The 16,994-nt window shown below is 67.1% G+C and carries 22 protein-coding genes and 1 tRNA gene; 11 read left to right on the forward strand and 12 right to left on the reverse strand.

Annotated features, from left to right (window positions below):
* Nucleotides 1-109: 109 nt before the first annotated feature.
* The 9 genes from ABE454_RS13595 to ABE454_RS13635 all read left to right on the forward strand — a co-directional run bounded on the left by ABE454_RS13595 (nt 110) and on the right by ABE454_RS13635 (nt 3,859).
* A complete protein-coding gene (locus ABE454_RS13595) occupies nt 110-301 on the forward strand; it encodes a hypothetical protein (RefSeq protein ID WP_346532466.1) in 192 nt (63 codons plus the stop codon).
* Entirely contained in the window at nt 301-882 is a 582-nt protein-coding gene (locus ABE454_RS13600) for a hypothetical protein (protein ID WP_346532468.1), read from the forward strand. Before ABE454_RS13595 ends, ABE454_RS13600 begins: the two co-directional genes overlap by 1 nt.
* Nucleotides 875-1,036 (forward strand): hypothetical protein, encoded by a 162-nt coding sequence (locus ABE454_RS13605; RefSeq protein ID WP_346532469.1) that lies wholly within the window; start codon nt 875-877, stop codon nt 1,034-1,036. The genes ABE454_RS13600 and ABE454_RS13605 overlap by 8 nt, the downstream gene beginning before the upstream one ends.
* Before the next feature lie 4 nt (nt 1,037-1,040).
* Entirely contained in the window at nt 1,041-1,391 is a 351-nt protein-coding gene (locus ABE454_RS13610) for a hypothetical protein (RefSeq protein WP_346532471.1), read from the forward strand.
* Nucleotides 1,384-1,593, forward strand: coding sequence for a hypothetical protein (locus ABE454_RS13615; protein WP_346532472.1), 210 nt, complete (start codon nt 1,384-1,386; stop codon nt 1,591-1,593). The genes ABE454_RS13610 and ABE454_RS13615 overlap by 8 nt, the downstream gene beginning before the upstream one ends.
* Complete coding sequence (locus ABE454_RS13620; protein ID WP_346532474.1) at nt 1,583-1,981, forward strand: hypothetical protein; 399 nt, start codon at nt 1,583-1,585, stop codon at nt 1,979-1,981. The genes ABE454_RS13615 and ABE454_RS13620 overlap by 11 nt, the downstream gene beginning before the upstream one ends.
* Nucleotides 1,978-2,223, forward strand: a complete 246-nt coding sequence (locus tag ABE454_RS13625; protein ID WP_346532475.1) for a hypothetical protein — start codon at nt 1,978-1,980, stop codon at nt 2,221-2,223. Before ABE454_RS13620 ends, ABE454_RS13625 begins: the two co-directional genes overlap by 4 nt.
* Before the next feature lie 34 nt (nt 2,224-2,257).
* Nucleotides 2,258-2,548, forward strand: a complete 291-nt coding sequence (locus tag ABE454_RS13630; RefSeq protein WP_128719339.1) for a hypothetical protein — start codon at nt 2,258-2,260, stop codon at nt 2,546-2,548.
* A gap of 315 nt (nt 2,549-2,863) precedes the next feature.
* Nucleotides 2,864-3,859 (forward strand): tyrosine-type recombinase/integrase, encoded by a 996-nt coding sequence (locus ABE454_RS13635; protein WP_346532478.1) that lies wholly within the window; start codon nt 2,864-2,866, stop codon nt 3,857-3,859.
* Between the two features lie 55 nt (nt 3,860-3,914).
* Here ABE454_RS13635 and ABE454_RS13640 read toward each other — a convergent pair.
* From ABE454_RS13640 to prfA, 6 genes are all read right to left on the reverse strand, one after another.
* Nucleotides 3,915-3,989, reverse strand: a tRNA-Gly gene (locus ABE454_RS13640).
* A gap of 95 nt (nt 3,990-4,084) precedes the next feature.
* Entirely contained in the window at nt 4,085-5,032 is a 948-nt protein-coding gene (locus tag ABE454_RS13645) for a TraB/GumN family protein (protein WP_346532480.1), read from the reverse strand.
* Between the two features lie 38 nt (nt 5,033-5,070).
* Nucleotides 5,071-5,268: a helix-turn-helix transcriptional regulator gene (locus tag ABE454_RS13650; RefSeq protein ID WP_346532482.1), complete on the reverse strand. Its 198-nt coding sequence runs from the start codon at nt 5,266-5,268 to the stop codon at nt 5,071-5,073.
* 10 nt (nt 5,269-5,278) lie between these two features.
* The gene (locus ABE454_RS13655) at nt 5,279-5,722 is read right to left on the reverse strand and encodes a hypothetical protein (RefSeq protein ID WP_346532483.1); all 444 of its coding nucleotides are present in this window, start codon (nt 5,720-5,722) and stop codon (nt 5,279-5,281) included.
* Between the two features lie 96 nt (nt 5,723-5,818).
* Nucleotides 5,819-7,033, reverse strand: a complete 1,215-nt coding sequence (locus tag ABE454_RS13660) for a DNA recombination protein RmuC (protein WP_346532484.1) — start codon at nt 7,031-7,033, stop codon at nt 5,819-5,821.
* Nucleotides 7,034-7,204: 171 nt separating this feature from the next.
* Nucleotides 7,205-8,272 carry a peptide chain release factor 1 gene (gene prfA / locus ABE454_RS13665; protein WP_346532486.1) on the reverse strand — a complete coding sequence of 356 codons (1,068 nt, stop codon included), beginning with the start codon at nt 8,270-8,272 and terminating at the stop codon, nt 7,205-7,207.
* A gap of 199 nt (nt 8,273-8,471) precedes the next feature.
* Here prfA and ABE454_RS13670 point away from each other — a divergent pair, with 199 nt between their 5' ends.
* Nucleotides 8,472-9,104, forward strand: a complete 633-nt coding sequence (locus tag ABE454_RS13670) for a response regulator (RefSeq protein ID WP_346532487.1) — start codon at nt 8,472-8,474, stop codon at nt 9,102-9,104.
* Nucleotides 9,105-9,186: 82 nt separating this feature from the next.
* Nucleotides 9,187-9,957, forward strand: a complete 771-nt coding sequence (locus ABE454_RS13675) for a sulfite exporter TauE/SafE family protein (protein WP_346532489.1) — start codon at nt 9,187-9,189, stop codon at nt 9,955-9,957.
* 21 nt (nt 9,958-9,978) lie between these two features.
* Here the strand turns inward: ABE454_RS13675 and ABE454_RS13680 are convergent, their stop codons facing one another.
* From ABE454_RS13680 to ABE454_RS13705, 6 genes are all read right to left on the reverse strand, one after another.
* Nucleotides 9,979-10,569 (reverse strand): glutathione S-transferase N-terminal domain-containing protein, encoded by a 591-nt coding sequence (locus ABE454_RS13680; protein WP_346532490.1) that lies wholly within the window; start codon nt 10,567-10,569, stop codon nt 9,979-9,981.
* Between the two features lie 27 nt (nt 10,570-10,596).
* Entirely contained in the window at nt 10,597-10,869 is a 273-nt protein-coding gene (locus ABE454_RS13685) for a putative hemolysin (RefSeq protein WP_346532492.1), read from the reverse strand.
* A gap of 22 nt (nt 10,870-10,891) precedes the next feature.
* Nucleotides 10,892-12,025: a flavodoxin-dependent (E)-4-hydroxy-3-methylbut-2-enyl-diphosphate synthase gene (gene ispG / locus ABE454_RS13690; protein WP_346532494.1), complete on the reverse strand. Its 1,134-nt coding sequence runs from the start codon at nt 12,023-12,025 to the stop codon at nt 10,892-10,894.
* 75 nt (nt 12,026-12,100) lie between these two features.
* Complete coding sequence (locus tag ABE454_RS13695) at nt 12,101-13,246, reverse strand: helix-turn-helix domain-containing protein (protein WP_346532496.1); 1,146 nt, start codon at nt 13,244-13,246, stop codon at nt 12,101-12,103.
* Nucleotides 13,247-13,347: 101 nt separating this feature from the next.
* Nucleotides 13,348-15,627 (reverse strand): phosphoenolpyruvate--protein phosphotransferase, encoded by a 2,280-nt coding sequence (gene ptsP / locus ABE454_RS13700; protein WP_346532497.1) that lies wholly within the window; start codon nt 15,625-15,627, stop codon nt 13,348-13,350.
* A gap of 62 nt (nt 15,628-15,689) precedes the next feature.
* The gene (locus ABE454_RS13705; protein WP_346532498.1) at nt 15,690-16,979 is read right to left on the reverse strand and encodes an aspartate kinase; all 1,290 of its coding nucleotides are present in this window, start codon (nt 16,977-16,979) and stop codon (nt 15,690-15,692) included.
* Nucleotides 16,980-16,994: the final 15 nt, after the last annotated feature.

Below are 16,994 nucleotides of genomic sequence, written 5' to 3' on the forward strand. Positions count from 1 at the left end.
ACACCGTGTCAGGCCGGGGCATGGGCTGCACCGAGTGCGGCTATCAGGGACGGGTTCGCGACAGCTCATGGGTTCCAGCCCTCTCCGCAGCACCTGGGGAGGCGGGGGAATGAGCAAGCTGATTTGGCGTCTTCGATACACCTTCCTGCTGCTGCGTTCTCCATACGTCATCACGCCGCTTGAGGCTTGGTCGATGTCGGCTGGATCATGGGATGAGAATGACGACGCGCGCGGTTCAGACCCAATGCCGTCACCAGCGGACGCGCTCTACGAAGACCAATATTACTGGAGCGAGAACTGATGACCACCCCGAAGCCTGAGACCATGAGCCCGCGCGAGAAGGTGGCGCGAGCGATCCAGGCGCACGACAACGACCACGTGCCCGATGGATACGCGAACGGTCTGTCCGACGAGGTTTCTGACTGGTCCGCATATCTTGCAGATCGTGTCCTCACCGCCCTCGCATCCGGCTCCGGCGATCATGCGGAACTGGCGCTGAATGCGAAGGCTGCCCAGACATGGGCGCTCGGTATCTATGAAAATAGGGACCAAGCTGATCGCCGTTCTAAGTTCATCGACAGCGATCTTCCCGCCACCGTCCTAGCCCTCATCGCAGAGGTCGCGGTGCTGACCGAAGACCTGAACCGCAAGCACCAAGCCTGCCAGATCGCACAGGATCAGGCCCTTGAGAACGGTTCCCGAGCCACCGAAGCAGAGCGCAAGCTGGCTGAGGCGAGGGAGCTATTGGGCGCTGTTAGAGACCAAGCGCGCGTTGGGTACGGTGAAAAGCCGGTGCTGAAAAGCAAGCGTGTCAACATGCCCGCCTCTATTTGGCATCAAATCCGCACCTTCCTTTCAAGCACAGAGGCCGAACGTGGGTGATTTTGACGACTACATCATGCCGTGCTGCCCGATCTGCGACAACGCCGTGGAGGATTGGGAGGCTCACGCGGTGATTACCGGCAACGGCGCTAAGGGCCTCGCGCACCTCATGTGCGTCGAGATCGATGAGGACGAGGACGATACCAATGACTGACCCTATGGAACTGGTGGGGCTGGTTGAAGGTCGCATCGGGCAGGACTTCGACGGCGAATGCCACCTGACCGAAGAAGAGGCGCACCAGATAGCCGCCTGCATCCGCGAGATGGTGGAGTGGCGGCCTATAGAGACGGCTCCGAGGGATGGACGTTACATCCTCGCCATGATGACCGGCGCTGATGATCGCTGGGAGCATCTAAACGGCCGCGCGTTTGTCATCCGAAACCGCTCTCTTTCTGCCGATGACTATGACCTGGGATGGGACGTCTACCCCGGCTTTGGGGGCGTGTCCGACCGTTGGTTCTCTGGCTGGCTCCCCCTCCCTCCAGCACCAGGAGCAGAAGATGAATAGTCGGCTTGCAGGAATTAAGGACGCGCTGATCGTCGGATGCCTTTGTTTACTGTGCGCGTCGATTGGCATCACGGCCGTTACCAAAGCGGCCAATGCTGTGAGCATGGAGCGAACCGCGACGGCGTTGGAGAAGTTGGCAGAAGACAACCGCCTGCAACGCATCGCTCTGGAGCAACTCAAGGACACCACCCATGACCGCTGACCTGTCCGCCCTCATCGCTAGGCTGGAGGCTGGACACGCGACCGGCATCATCATGGAGAGCGAGGCTGTCGCGCTACAGTCTGCGCTCGGCCTTGAGGACGCCCACGACACCGACTGGAAACAGTGCTGCTGGAACGCGCTACGCGGGTCAGTGGACGCGGCATTTGGGATTGCTGAGCAGGCCTTGCCAGACCGCGAGATGGCCCTTTCTCAGCGTAAACCGCGCCACCTTGAGACGTGCGCTGAGTGGTGGCATGCGACCCTGTTCAAGGTCCGCACAGGTGTGGTCTTCGGGGTCGGTCCCAGCACCGTAACGGCGAAGGCCTCGGATCCCGCCCTCGCCCTAGTCATCGCCATCCTTCGCGCCAAACAGGGAGAGGGGGGATGACGGCAACATCGTTCGGCTGGGCTGTCCTCTACCCCGAGGATCGCGGGTTTGGCTGCCCTGGCGCACCGGCCATCGACAGCGTGTCATTCACCCGCGAGTCGGCCATGCACAACTTCGTCGCCTCATGGCGATACGATGCGCATGACGGAATGTCCGCCTCGAAGGTCTGGCAACGGGCCTATCGCCGCGGCTGGCGCCTGTCGCGCGTCGCCATCACCCCGGCATTCGGAGGGCCAGCATGACCCCCATCGTCCTGATCTGCGCCAGGAGGGCGGAATGAGCGGCGACCTGCGAGACTTCCCCACCTCACTGACCCGCGACAACCGCGCCAAGGGGTTGATGCGCGAGCTGATGGAAGTGATCGACAGCGAAGAAAGCAGCCTTGCCCTGTCACGTCTGGCCGCTGCCCTGCGCCTTGCAAGCCAGCAGGCTCGGGGAAAGTCGGCAGACATAGAACTGACCACCAAGGAGATTGAGCGCGCCATGAACGCCCGCCCCCGGCGTGATCCGATGATTGAGCGCCTGAAGCGCACCGTCGCAACGCCGAAACGAAGGTGGCTGGCATGAGCCGCGTTCCGCCAGTCCGACGCACGGACCTTGACCGCAGCCTTGCCGCTCTGAAAGCAGCGGGGCACGAGATCGCAGGCGTCACCATCAAGCCCGGCGGCGAGGTCATGATCTTGACGGGTCAGCCTTCGACAGCCCACCAATCCGCTTCTGTGTCCGCTCTGGACGCGTGGCGGGAGCAAAGGCGTGGCCAGGGTGCGGCTTAAGGGCCTGAACCAGATCACCAAGAAGCGCGCGGACGGCACCCGCGTGACCTACTGGTATGCGTGGAAGGGCGGCCCTCGACTGCCGGGGTCTCCGGGCTCGCCTGAGTTCATGGCCGCCTACAACGCGGCAGTGGCTGAGCGCCGGGCGCCCAAGACCGACACGCTGCGGTCCCTAGCCATCCTCTACAAGCAGTCGCCCGAGTTCGACGGGCTGGGCGCGACCACGAAGCGCGAATGGACGCGCTGGCTGGACGTCATCATGGACGACAGCAGCAGCCCCCTCGCCATCGGCGGCCTGCCGTTTGACGCGCTGGACGACCGCCGCGTGAAGGCCGAGATATTGGCTTGGCGCGATCAGTGGGCAGATCGGCCCCGCAAGGCCGACTACGCCATACAGGTGCTGTCGCGAGTGCTGTCGTGGGGCATGGATCGCGGCCTGCTGGCGCTCAACGCCGCGGCCGGGATCAAGCAGCTCTACACGAGCAATCGAGCCGATCAGATATGGACGGCTGAGGAGATCGAGCGATACGCCGCCGCTGCTAAATCGCCAGAGGTTGGCTTTATCGTCCGCCTGGCCTGCCTGACCGGCCTGCGCCGCGAAGACCTGGCCTCGCTATGCTGGTCGCACGTCGGAGACCTCGCCATCGTCAAGGCGACGAAAAAGAGCCGAGGGAAGAAAACGGCCGTCATCCCACTGCTGGACGACACGAAGGAGTTGCTCGAAGAGATCCGGTCCCAGCAGCGCCGCCGCCAATCAGAACTGGCCGAGGCTGCTGCGAAGAAGAAGCGACCCGCTCCGGTCGAATGCCTGACCGTCCTATCGAACACGCGTGGTAAGCCTTGGAGCCTAGACGGGCTGGAGCATCAGGTCGTGGATGCCAAGGCCGCCGCCGGGATCGACAAACACCTGCACGACGCGCGGGGCACCTTCGCCACTCGCCTGCGGAGGGCCGGCCTGACCGCCGCTGAAATCGCTGACATCCTCGGCTGGGAAGAGGATCGGGTGCAGCGCCTGCTGGCCGTTTACGTCGATCGGGACAGCATCGTCATGGAGATCGCGAACCGCATCAGGCGGAACGAAACGGCGACAGATTCTCCCAACTAACTCCCAACTGCGTCTTTCGCAGCGGGTCGAAGGGGGAGTAAGTCGTTGAAATGATTGGAGCGGGTAGCGAGAATCGAACTCGCGACATTCAGCTTGGGAAGCTGACGTTCTACCTCTGAACTATACCCGCATCGCCGAAGCGAGCGGCGAAGATATAGGGCGCGGAGCAAAAGAAAAGGCCCGGCGGACCGGGCCTTTCGATTTTTTCAGCCAGGAGGCCAAAGGTCAGTCGCGGACTTCCTCGACCGTGACGCCGCGCGCGGCCAGCATGGACTGAACGCTGTCGGCGCCCGCCAGATGGCCCGCCCCGACCGAGATGAAGGCCGTGCCAGAGCCTTCCAGCATCTTCATGATCTGGTCGGTCCAGTCGGCGTTGCGGCGGGTCAGCATGACTTCATACATTTCAGGCGACTGCGTCTTCATCTCCTGACCGATCAGGGCGTCCAGAACGTCGACCTCGCCCGTCGACCATGCGCCGACCATCTGGCCCAGCACGACCGGCGCCTGATCGAACTCCTTCAGGCCCGAACGCAGCATGGCCAGTTGGGCCTCTTCGGACATGTCGGCGATGAAGCCGATCTGTTGCGGCATGGTCTCAAAGCCCTTGATCGGCTTGCCCGTCGCGGCGGCGCGGGCGTGCAGCACCTGATCCCCGCCGTTCTGAGGCTGGTAGCCGGCCTTGGCGATGCTGGCCATCGCCAGTTGCAGGGCCGCAAACCACGGGCGCAGCGGGTCCAGTTGCGCCGCCGTGGCGCCGATGGAGCGGGCGGCGGCGTCGAGGTCAGCCTGTTCCTCGGTGGTCAGCAGGCTGGACAGGGGGCGGTCGGGCGACACCCCCTTGGACTGGATGATCGGCACGGCGCCCGCGGCGTCGTTAAGGTCGGCGATCTCGAACCAGTATTCATCGGCGCTGGCGAAAGCCTGATCCACCTTGGCGCGGCCCCAGGGGGTTTCCGGCTTCAGCACATGGACGGTGCCGAACAGATAGAGGGTCGAGTCTTCATCCTTCACCACCCACAGGCGCGGGCCGGACCCGGCGGGCGCGGCGACCACGGCGGCCGGATCGGCGGCGGCGGGCGCGGCCTGGGCGAAGGCGGGCGTAGTCGGCGCCAGCAGAACGGCGGCGAGGGCGGCGGCGGAGACGGCGGCGCGGCTCAAAAGGCGATGGATCATTTCAAGCTCCTGGAACGGTGCGAAATGACGGAGGGCCGTCAGCCCTCTTCGTCGATGAAGATGGATTCGATCGGCATCTGGAACAGGCGCGCGATCTTGAACGCCAGCGGCAGGGAGGGGTCGTAACGCCCGGTCTCCAGCGCGTTCACCGTCTGGCGCGAGACGCCCAGTTCCAGCGCCAGATGCGCCTGGCTCCAGTCGCGCTCGGCGCGCAATACCTTGAGGCGGTTTTTCATCGTTTCCTCCTCAACGACGGGCCAGCCACCACCAGGCCCAGGCCACGCCATATCCGATAAGCTGGAACAGCAGGATGGCCATCATGCCGCTCAACAACAGATCAGGCGGCGTCTCGCCGAGCCAGTGCGGCAACTGGATTTCGTCCCGGCGCATCGACAGGACCAGCAGAAGCGGCGCGCCGATCGCGATGCCGCCGATGCCGCCCCAGAACCACGACCATTTGTGGGCTTCGCGCGCGGCCTCATCGATATGGCGCCACCACCACACGCTGATCAGCAGCGCACCGCCCATGACCACGGCCAGAACCGCCGCCGTCATGACGAAACCGGCCAAGCCCGCCTGATCCGACAGAAGGGTCCCGGCGACGCCTCCGATCAGGCCCAGCAGCAACGAACCGGCAAACACCAGAACGGCGCCGCGAATTCCCAACGGCTTGAATGATTTGAGCGACATGGCGATCTCACAGGCAGACGGACAAGTTTGTTTGTCAGCCCAGACGCGCAGCGTCAAGCGTGTTTGTCACCAGCCGCAGCCTTCACACAGGTCTGCTTATTCTGGCCCGTTCAGCAGTTCCGGGCGGCTGAGGGCGCGGGGCGACTGTTCGACAGCGTTCAGCTCGGGCAGTTCCTTGCCTTCGTGGTCGACCTTCAGGTCCTCGAACCGGCGGGCCGAGACCATGACCTGGCTTTCCAGCGAGCCGACGAACTGGTTGTAGCGGGAAACCGCCGCATCCAGGGCCTTGCCGACCGAGGCGGCGTGACCCCCCATGACCGACAGCCGCTTGTAGAGCTCCTTGCCCAGCTTGGCGACGTCCTCGGCGTTGCGGGCCTGTTCCTCGGCGCGCCAGCCGTAGGCGACGGCCTTGCACAGGGCGAACAGGGTGGTGGGCGTGACGATGACCACGCGCGAGGCCATGGCCGTGGTCATCAGGTCCGGCTCATGATCCAGCGCGGCCGCCAGGAAGGCGTCGCCCGGTACGAACATGGCGACGAAGTCGGGGCTGGGCTTGAACTGGTCCTGATAGGCCTTGGACGACAACTGGCGGACGTGGGTCTTCATGCTGGCGGCGGTGCGCAGGGACATGGCGCGGGCCTGCGCCTCTTCGTCGCCGTCGGCCTCGTCGGCGAAGGCCAGCGACACCTTGGCGTCGATGACGAACATGCCGCCGCCCGGCAGTTTGACGATGAAGTCCGGGCGCTGCTGGCGGCCTTCGTCGGTGGCCGAGGAATTCTGTTCCTCGAAGTCGAAGCGGCCCGCCATGCCCGCGGCCTCCAGCACATTGCGGCAGGTCTGCTCGCCCCAGCGACCGCGACGGCCGGTGTTGCCCTTCAGCGCCTCGGTCAGGCGGCGCGCCTCGTCGCGGGTCGCGGTCGAGGCGGCCATCAGCAGATTGAGCTGTTCCTTCAGGCCGCCGGTTTCATCGGCCCGCTGCTTTTCCAGCGCCGTGACGTGCTGCTGAAACTTGGCGAGCGTCTCGGACACCGGCTTGAGCTGGGCCTCCATCCGCTCGCGCGCGACGCGGTCCTGGGCCTGAAAGGTCTCGGTGGCGCGGGCGACCAGCTTGGTCGCCACGGCCTCGGCCGATTGCGAGGCCTGCGCCTTGAGGAACTCCGCCATGGTGTCCCGGCTTTCCTCCATCAGTGCTAGCCGGGCGTCGGCGGCGTCCAGCGCGCCGCGCGTCTTCTGCCAGCCCATATAGGCCCACAGAAAGCCGCCCGCGGCGACGGCCACAATGGCCAACAGAATGAGTTCCAGCATGTTCATGCTCCGTTCCTAGCGGGAGTCGGAGGCAGGTTAAAGCCGGGCGGCGTCAGGGGCGGACGCGGGCACGTCAGGCGCGCCGGTCGGGGGCGCCACAACCAGCGCCTGATGTGTCTGGCCCAACGCTGGATCCTCGGGTCAAGCCCGAGGATGACGGCGGGACGGGTTAGCGTCTCAGCCCAGTTCGGCTTCCAGATCGGCCAGGCGGGCGGCCTGATCCTCGGCGATCAGGGCGTCCAGCATGGGGGCCAGATCGCCCTCCAGAATCTGCGGCAGGCTGTGCAGGGTCAGGCCGATGCGGTGGTCTGTCACGCGCCCCTGCGGGAAGTTATAGGTGCGGATGCGCTCTGACCGGTCGCCCGAGCCGACCTGCGACTTGCGGGCATCCGAGCGGGCCGCGTCCTTGGCCTGACGCTGCATGTCGTACAGGCGGATGCGCAGGTTCTTCATCGCCTTGTCGCGGTTCACGTGCTGCGACTTTTCCGACGAGGTGGCGACAATGCCGGTGGGCAGGTGGGTGATGCGCACCGCCGAGTCCGTCTTGTTAACGTGCTGGCCGCCCGCGCCGGACGAGCGATAGGTGTCGATGCGGATGTCCTTGTCGAGAATCTCGATCTCGACGTCCTCGACCTCGGGCAGGACGGCGACGGTGGCCGCCGAGGTGTGGATGCGGCCGCCCGCCTCGGTCGTCGGCACGCGCTGGACGCGGTGGACGCCGCTCTCGAACTTCAGGCGGCCGAAGACGCCCTCGCCGCTGACGGTAGCGATGATTTCCTTGAAGCCGCCCGCGTCACCCTCGGTCGCGCTGTCGATCTCGACCCGCCAGCCGCGCGTGGATGCGTAGCGCGAATACATGCGGAACAGGTCACCCGCGAACAGGGCCGCCTCGTCCCCGCCAGTGCCCGCGCGCACTTCCAGCACGGCCGAGGCGTTTTCATCGGCGTCGCGCGGGGCCAGCAGCAGGGCGACCTCGCGCTCAAGCTCCGGCAGGCGCTCGGTCAGGGCGTCCAGTTCATCGGCGGCCAGGGCGGCCATTTCCGGGTCGGCGGCCATGGCCTTCAGATCGTCGGCCTCGGCGCGGGCGCGGGCCAGCGCCTGAACCGCGTCGGCCACGGGCTTGAGCTCGGCGTGCTCTTTCGACAGGCGCACGATTTCGGCGCCGTCCGTGGCCGCGCCCATACGCGCCTCCACCTGATGGAAGCGGTCGAGCACCTGATCGAGCCGGGCCTGGGGCAGTCGCAACGGCGTGTCCTTGCAGAGAAAATCGAGGGCGGAGCCTTACCCGCGCCGCGCCGCCGTGTCGATAAAAACGCCTCTACACGCGCTTATGGAGCGATTGTGAACAGCCGTCACAAGCCCGTCAGCCCGGTTTCGTTACAGATGTAAAAACCCTAGCTCCCCCCGTGGATTTATTCGGGCTGAAACCAGATGGAGACAGGGCATGATTCAGGAAAAACCCCCGGAAGGCGCGAAAAACGGCCTGTCCGGCGGCATCGTCCCCGCCGCTGACGTGGTGCGCCTGTGCGCCCTTTATGACGGGTTGCTGGAGCCGGGCGGCGCCGCGCCGGGTCCGGACGCCGAAAATGAGCTGAAGGCCCTCGCCAAGATTTTCGACCTCGACGCCGAGCGCCCGGTCGCAGAGTTGTGGCCCGCCGTGCGCGCCGTTCTGGTGCGTCAGGCGCCGCCGCCCGAAGAGGCCCAGTCTCAGGATCAGGTCGAACCGATGACGGTGCTGCTGGTCGAGGACGACGCCGAAGCCGCCGCCGATCTGACCGAGGCGCTGGACGCCGCCGGGCACCGGGTCGTCGGCCCCTTCCACAGCGCAGAGGCGGCCGAGGCGGCCACGGCCCTGCACGCCATCGATCTTGCCCTGCTGGACATCAACCTGTCGGGCGAGGCGACGGGCGTCGATCTGGCCCGCAGCCTGAAAGCGCGGTGGGGCGTGCCGGTGATCTTCCTGTCCGGCGATGTGACGGCCGCGGCGCAGAACGCCGAACTGGCCGCCGCCATGGTCATCAAACCCTATCGCGGGCGCGACGTGCTGGACGCCATTGCCCGGCTGGAAACCGTCTGAGGGCGGCGCCGGGCCATTGCCACGCGGCCCCGGACCTGCGCCTGATGGCGACAGAAAGATGCACAGACGGCTGAGGAACTGAATGGACACCTTCTTCCTGTTCCTGCTGGTCGGCATATTGGCGCAGTCGGTCGATGGCGCCCTGGGCATGGCCTATGGGGTGATCTCATCTTCGGTGCTGCTGGCGCTGGGGGTGCCGCCCGCCACGGCCTCGGCCAGCGTCCACGCCGCCGAGGTCTTCACCACCGCCGCCTCGGCCGGCAGCCATATCTGGCACAGGAATGTGGAGTGGCGGCTGCTGCTGCCGCTGGCCATCGCGGGCGTGATCGGCGGGATGCTGGGCGCCTATGTGCTGACCGGGCTGGAGGCGTCGACGATCAAGCCGTTCGTCGTCGCCTATCTGGCGCTGGTCGGGGTCTGGATCCTGTGGCGGGCGGGGCATGACATCCGGCCGCGCCGCCTGCCCGCATGGGTGACCGGGCCGCTGGGTCTGGTCGGCGGATTTCTGGACGCCATCGGCGGCGGCGGCTGGGGCCCCACCGTCACCTCTTCCATGGTCGGCGCAGGCCAGGAGCCGCGCCGGGCCATCGGCACGGTCAACACGGCCGAGTTCTTTCTGACGGTCGCCATCTCGGCCACCTTCGTCTGGGCGCTGGTCTCGGGCCACTGGAAAGAGGCGGGGGCCCTGCAGAACCACGCCGCAGCCGTGGCCGGTCTGGTGGTCGGCGGCCTGATCGCCGCCCCCTTCGCGGGGCTGATCGTCAAGAAGGCGCCGCGCAAGGTGCTGACCTACGCCGTCGGCGGCCTTCTGATCGTGCTGGCCCTGTTTCAGGGCGCCCAACTGCTGTTCTAGGCGCCCGCTGACCTGCTGCGCCTAGACGGGATAGGTGTCGATGAAGCTGGGGCGCTGCTCCAGCTTCATCTGCAGGGCGACAAGGTTCGGGCGGCCCGTCTTCCAGTCGTAATCCGGGTGGCGGAAGCCGATCCAGGTGACGGCGATCCCGGCCGTCAGCACGCCCATGTCCAGCCGGTCCGCATCCGGGGCCGCAGCTTCCAGCGCATCAAGGGCGCGGCCCATGTTGAGCGTCCAGCGCTCGATCCATGACGGAGAGCGTTCCTGTTCCGGGCGGCGCTTTTCCAGCACCAGTTTGACGCCCATCTCCAGCGCCGCATTGGCCAGCGTCTCCAGCCGCTTGACCCGCAGACGCTCAGCCCCGTCCGCCGGAAGCAGGCGCGCGCCCGAGCCCAGCGCATCCAGATATTCGGCGATCACCGGACTGTCGGTCAGCGGCAGGCCGTCCTGCGCGATCAGGGTCGGCACCTGCACCACTGGATTGGTCGACAGCAATTCCGGCGCGTTGCCGTAGGGATCGACGGCGATCTCTTCGAGCGCCAGCCCCTTTTCGCGAGCGACGATACGGGCCTTGCGCGCGAAGGGCGAAGGGGTGGTGATGTAGAGTTTCATGGTTCAGCCGTCTTCATTCAGCGGGGATCATGCCGCCGTGGGAGCCACGCATCGCTTGTCGCGGAACAGGGCCCATTCCTCGCACTGACGCCCGTCTTCAAAGACGCAGACGCCGTATTCATCGCCGCTGGCGCTGCGGCGGATTTCCGATTTTCCGCCCTCGTTCTGACAATGGACGGACGCCGGATTGGCCATGCCCACGGCCGCGGCCGGTTCCGTCGGCGGCGCCTCAGCCTCTCGCGAGGGCGCGCAGGCGGCCACGGCCAGCAACAGGGCGGCCAGCAGGGTCTGTTTCATCATGGCGTCCCCCTCCGACGTCTGACTATTCGGCGGCCGCGCGGGCGGCGTCCAGTTCGGCGGCCTTTTCCTCGACCTGAGCGACGATCTCGTCGATCATGCCGTCATTGGCCTGTTTATGCGCGATCTTGCCGTTCAGATAGACCATGCCCGCGCCCTTGCCGCCGCCGGTGAAGCCGACGTCGGTGTAAAGCGCCTCGCCCGGCCCGTTGACCACGCAGCCGATGATCGACAGCGACATGGCCGTCGAGATATGGGCCAGCCGCTCTTCCAGAATCCCCACCGTCTCGATGACGTTGAAGCCCTGACGCGCGCAGGACGGGCAGGCGATGATGTTCACCCCCCGGTGACGCAGGCCCAGCGATTTCAGGATGTCGAAGCCGACCTTGATTTCCTCGACCGGGTCGGCGGCCAGCGAAACGCGGATGGTGTCGCCGATGCCCGACCACAGCATATTGCCCATGCCGATGGCCGACTTGATGGTGCCGGTGCGCAGGGGGCCCGCCTCGGTCACGCCCAGATGCAGGGGGCAGTCGATGGCCTCGGCCAGTTGCTGATAGGCGGCGACCGTCAGGAAGGGGTCGGACGCCTTCACCGAAATCTTGAACTCGTGAAAATCCAGATCCTGAAGGATGCGGGCGTGGTTCAGCGCGCTTTCAACCATCGCATCGGGGCAGGGCTCGCCGTATTTTTCCAGCAGGTCCTTCTCCAGCGACCCGGCGTTGACGCCGATCCGCATCGAACAGCCGTGGTCGCGGGCCGCCTGAACGACCTCCTTCACCCGGTCGATCGAGCCGATGTTGCCCGGGTTGATGCGCAGGCAGGCGGCGCCCGCCTCGGCCGCCTCGATCCCCCGGCGATAATGGAAGTGGATGTCGGCCACCAGGGGCACGCGGGCCTCGCGCGCAATGGTGCGGAAGGCCGCCGTCGAGTCTTCATCAGGGCAGGAGACGCGGACGATGTCGGCCCCGGCCTCCTCCAGCTGACGGATCTGCTCCAGCGTCGCCGCCGCGTCGGACGTCGGCGTATTGGTCATCGACTGGACGCTGATCGGGGCGCCGCCGCCGACAGCGACCTTGCCCACCATGATCTGGCGGCTGGGGCGGCGCTCGATATGGCGCCAGGGACGGATGTGGCCGAGGGCAGAACTATCGCTCATGACAGGTCGAACATAGGCCAAGAAGAGCGGCAAAACCACGACAGGCGGCAAAAGATCGCGCCCTGACAGCGGAAATCAGGCCGCAGGCGCCGCCGGAGTCGCGGCAGGGGCGGGCTGATAGGGCTGCGGGCCGGGCGCAGCCGCAGGCGGGGCGGCGGCCGCAGCGGCCTGCGCCGCGCTCTGGGCGGCCCTGACGCGGGCGGCCTGTGCGGCGGCGGCGCGGGCTTCGGACTCACGCTCGGCGGCGCGGGCGCGGTTGTTCAGCGTTCCCAGCGGCGACTGGGGCGCGGACAGGACGCCGCCATGTTCGCCGTTCAGATAGATATCGAAGGCCGCCGGATCCGGCGTGTCGATGGTGGCCGACAGGTCCGGCGGCGCGCGCCAGGCCTCGCCCGCCGCCAGCTGGCGCGCGAAGACGATGCGGCCGTCGCCCTGACGGATCACCAGAATGGCAGGCTTGCGCGCCTGCAGGACGACCTGCGACGCCGTGGCCGAGGCCCCGTAGATCGCCCCCCGCGGGTTGAAGGCGGCCTGAACCGGCGGCGCGGCCTGCACCGGCGCATTGGGGTCATCCGGATCAATGCCGGTCAGTTCGGCCTCCAGCCCCGGCGTGATGTACATGGCGGGCGTCGTCTGATCCGGCGGCGCGGCCATGGGCGCCCCCAGATAGATGGCCTGCTCGCGCTGGCGGTCCGCCTGCCCGGCCCAGTCTTCCGGCAGGGCGACGAGGTCCGAGGGATGGGGCTGCTCGATACGGTTCAGGTGCTGGAAGACGTTCCAGCCGACCACCACGGCCAGAAAGACGCCGATGACGCCCAGAATCTTGGGCGAGTTCTGGCGCACCTGTTGCAGGGAGACGCCCGTCGGCGGCTGCAGCGGCACGGCGGCGTCGGGGTATTCCTGCTTGAACCGTTCGACCGCGCTCAGTTCGTCCAGACCCAGGGCGGCGGCATAGGCGCGCACATAGCCGATCGAAAAGATGCGCGACGGCAGGACCGCGTAGTCGCCCTGCTCCAGCGCGGTCAGAAAGCGCGGATGCACCCGGGTCTTGGTCGACAGTTCGGCCATGGACAGGCCCGACGCCAGCCGCGCCGCGCGCAGTTCGCCGCCCAGAGAGCCGTCCGCGGGCTCTTCCAGTTGCGCCGGGGCGGGCGTCTGCAGCGTCTGATCCGGCGTCGCCTCGGCGTCGAAGTCGAAGGCGGCTTGCCGATCCTTGTCCATAAGGCCGGGATTCCGTCACGCAAAAGGGCGTCGATGCGCCCGTCACCCCCGCTTAAACGAGGCGCGCAGCCCGGGCAACGCGCGAAAGCGGTCCCGCTCGCTCAGACGACGACGTTCAGCTTGCGCGCCAGCGACTCGATCTCGCCCCGCACCGACCCGGCGGAGGAACCCAGCAGGACGTTCATGCCGCGCCGCGCCGCGTTCAGGTCGGCCGACAGCACCATCCGCTTGACCGGCCCCACCCCGCCCGCCGGCACCGACAGGCGATTATAGCCCAGCGTGATCAGGGCGAAGGCCTCCAGAGGACGCCCAGCCAGTTCGCCGCACACCGACACCGGCGTGGCGCTGTCGGCGCATTTCTGCTGGATCTCGGCCAGGGCGCGCAGGAAGGGCGGCGACAGGGCGTCATAGCGTTCGGACACCCGCGGATTGGTCCGGTCGGCGGCGAACATATACTGCATCAGGTCATTGGTGCCGATCGAAACGAAGTCGGTCAGCGGCAGCAGCGCATCCAGATGCCACAGCAGGCTGGGGCATTCGATCATGGCGCCGACCCGCAGCAGGGACGGCAGCGGACGACCCCGACGCCGCGCCCAGTCGCATTCGACATCGACCAGTTCACGCGCGGCGCGGAACTCGTCCACCGTAGCGATCATCGGGAACATGACGCGCAGCTCTCGCCCGGCGGCGGCGGTCAGCAGGGCGCGGATCTGCATCCGCAGCAGGGCCGGACGATCCAGCCCCATGCGGATGGCGCGGCGGCCCAGCGCCGGGTTCTCTTCACGCTCATTGTCCAGATAGGGCAGCACCTTGTCGCCGCCGATATCCAGGGTGCGGAAGGTGACGGGCCGGTCGGCCGCCGCATCCAGCACCAGCTTGTAGAGCGCCGTCTGTGAATCCAGTCGCGGCAGTTCGTCCGAGACCATGAACTGGAACTCGGTGCGGAACAGGCCGATGCCCTCGGCGCCGGTCGCGCTCATGTTTTCCAGATCCACCGCCAGCCCAGCATTGGTCAGCAGCATGATCCGCTTGCCGTCTTTCGTGACGGCGGGAATGTCGCGCAACTGGTCGAATTCGGCCCGGCGCTGTTCGCGCACGGCCATGCGGCTCTCGACCGCCGCCAGCATATCGGCGCGGGGCCGCAGATAGGCCTCGCCCGTCTCGCCGTCGACGATGACCTGATCGCCCTCGGTCAGGCGATCGCGCAGGCCCTGCAGGCGGCCGACGCACGGAATCTGCAGGGCGCGGGCGACGATGGCCGCGTGGGCGGCGGCCGAGCCTTCTTCCAGCAGCAGGCCGCGCAGCTTGTCGCGCGGATATTCCAGCAGGTCCGCCGGACCCAGATTCTTGGCCACCAGTATGGCGTCGTCAGGCAGGTCGCGTTGACCGGGCTGATCGCCCGCCATCAGCCGCAGCAGGCGGTTGGCCAGATCCTCGAAGTCGTGCAGCCGCTCGCGGATATAGGGGTCGCGGGCGTTGGCGAAACGGGCGCGATGCTCGCTGCGGACGCGATCCACGGCGGCTTCGGCGGTCAGGCCCGAACGCACCGCCTCTTCCAGCGACCGGTTCCAGCCCCGGTCGTCGGCGAACATCCGATAGGTTTCAAGCACCTCATAGGGGGTGCCGCCCAGCTTGCCCTGACTGCCTTCCAGCAGGGCGTCGATGCTGGTGCGCAGCCGCTCCAGCGCCTCCTTTAGCCGGACCTCTTCCGCCGCCGGATCGTCGGCCAGCAGGTGTTCGGGCGCGATCGGCGCCTCGTGCAGCACAGCCCGACCGAACGACAACCCCTCGGCGAACTTCTGCCCCTTCAGCCGCTCGGGCCGGTGGGGCGCCACCTCGACGTCGCGCAGTTCCTCCAGCGCCAGCAGCTCGCCCGAGGCCACCGTCTCGGCCAGAACCATGGCGATGGTCTGGATGTCCTCGATCTCTTCCTCGTCATAGCGACGGGCGGCGCGATTCTGGACGACCAGAACGCCGATGGCCCGGCCGCCGCGCAGCAGGGGCGCGCCGAGGAAGGCGTGATAGGGGTCTTCGCCCGTTTCCGGCCGATAGGAGAAGCTGGGGTGCGACTGGGCGTCCGACAGGCTGATCGGCTCGGCCGTGCGGGCCACCTCGCCGACCAGACCCTCGCCGGGGCGCAGGCGGGTGTTGTGGACGGCCTCGGGATTCAGACCCTCGGTGGCGAACAGTTCAAGCTCGCCCGAAGCCCGCCGCAGATAGATGGAGCAGACCTCGGCCACCATGGAGCGGGCGATGATCCGCACCACCATGTTCAGCCGGTCCTGAGCGGGAACGGCGCCGTCGGCCCCGGCCAGAGCCTCGCGGATCTGGCGCAGCAGAAGGCGGGGCCCCCTCGCCGTCACTGCCACGCCCTTGACCATGCCTGCTCCCGCCTTGCCGCCCTCTGGCTTTCGTTTCCAGATAGGGCGGCGCTTCCGATATCCTAGTCTTCCGCGTCCAGACCGTAGGCCGCGTGCAGCGCCCGAACCGCCAGTTCGGCGTAGTCCGAATCGATCAGCACGCTGATCTTGATTTCCGAGGTCGAGATGGCCTGGAACTTCACGCCCTTGTCGGCCAGGGCGCGGAACATGGTCTGGGCCACGCCCGCGTGGCTTCTCATGCCCACGCCGATCACCGAGACCTTGGCCACATCGTCGTCGACGCGGATTTCCTCAAAGCCGATATCGGCCTTGGCCGCGCTCATCAGATCGGCGGCGCGGCGCGCGTCGCGGCGGCCGGTCGTGAAGGTCAGGTTGACCGCGCCTTCAGTGCGGGCCTGGCTCTGCACGATCATGTCGACATTGACCTCGGCCTCGGCCAGGCGGGTGAAGACGTCGGCCGGAGCATCCGTCCGGTCCGACAGGCCAAGCAGCGTGATCCGGGCTTCGTCCCGGCTCATGGTCACGCCGGAAACGATGCGCTTTTCCACGATCTCATCCTCGTCGCAAATCAGGGTGCCGGCGTGTTGCGGCAGAATTCCGTTTTCATCCGGCTCGATAAAGCTGGACAGGACGCGCACCGGCACGCGCTTGTGCATGGCCAGTTCGACCGAGCGGGTCTGCAGCACCTTGGCGCCCAGCGACGCCATCTCCAGCATTTCTTCGTAGGACACCTTTTCCAGACGCCGGGCGCGGCTCTGGATGCGCGGGTCGGTCGTATAGACGCCGTCCACGTCGGTGTAGATGTCGCACGGCGCGCCCAGCGCCGCCGCCACCGCCACGGCCGAGGTGTCCGAGCCGCCCCGGCCCAGGGTGGTGATCCGCCCGCCGCGCGTCACGCCCTGAAAACCCGGCACGATGGCGATCTCGCCAGCGTCCAGTGCAGCGCCCAGAGCCTCGCCTTCGACGCTTTCGATGCGGGCGCGGCCGTGGGCGTCGTCGGTCAGGATCGGGATCTGCCAGCCCATCCAGCTGCGCGCCTTGAAGCCCATGTTGCGCAGGGTCAGGGCCAGAAGGCCCGACGTGACCTGTTCGCCCGAGGCGACCACCACGTCATATTCGTCGTCCGTCAGGGGGCCGTCGCCGTACAGGCCCGGCGCCGGGGCGCCCGCGCCGTCGGTCCAGGCCACTAGTTCATTGGTCTTGCCCGCCATGGCCGAAACGACCACGGCCACGCCCTTGCCTCTGGAAGCCTCGGCGGCGACGATGCGCGCCGCACGACGGATGCGTTCCAGGTCGGCCATGGACGTGCCGCCGAACTTCATCACCAACCGGTTCGTATCGGCCCGCGTCATCCCTGCGCCTGATCC

Origin of the sequence: Brevundimonas diminuta, from assembly GCF_039673845.1 — a bacterium.
Lineage (GTDB): Bacteria > Pseudomonadota > Alphaproteobacteria > Caulobacterales > Caulobacteraceae > Brevundimonas > Brevundimonas diminuta_E.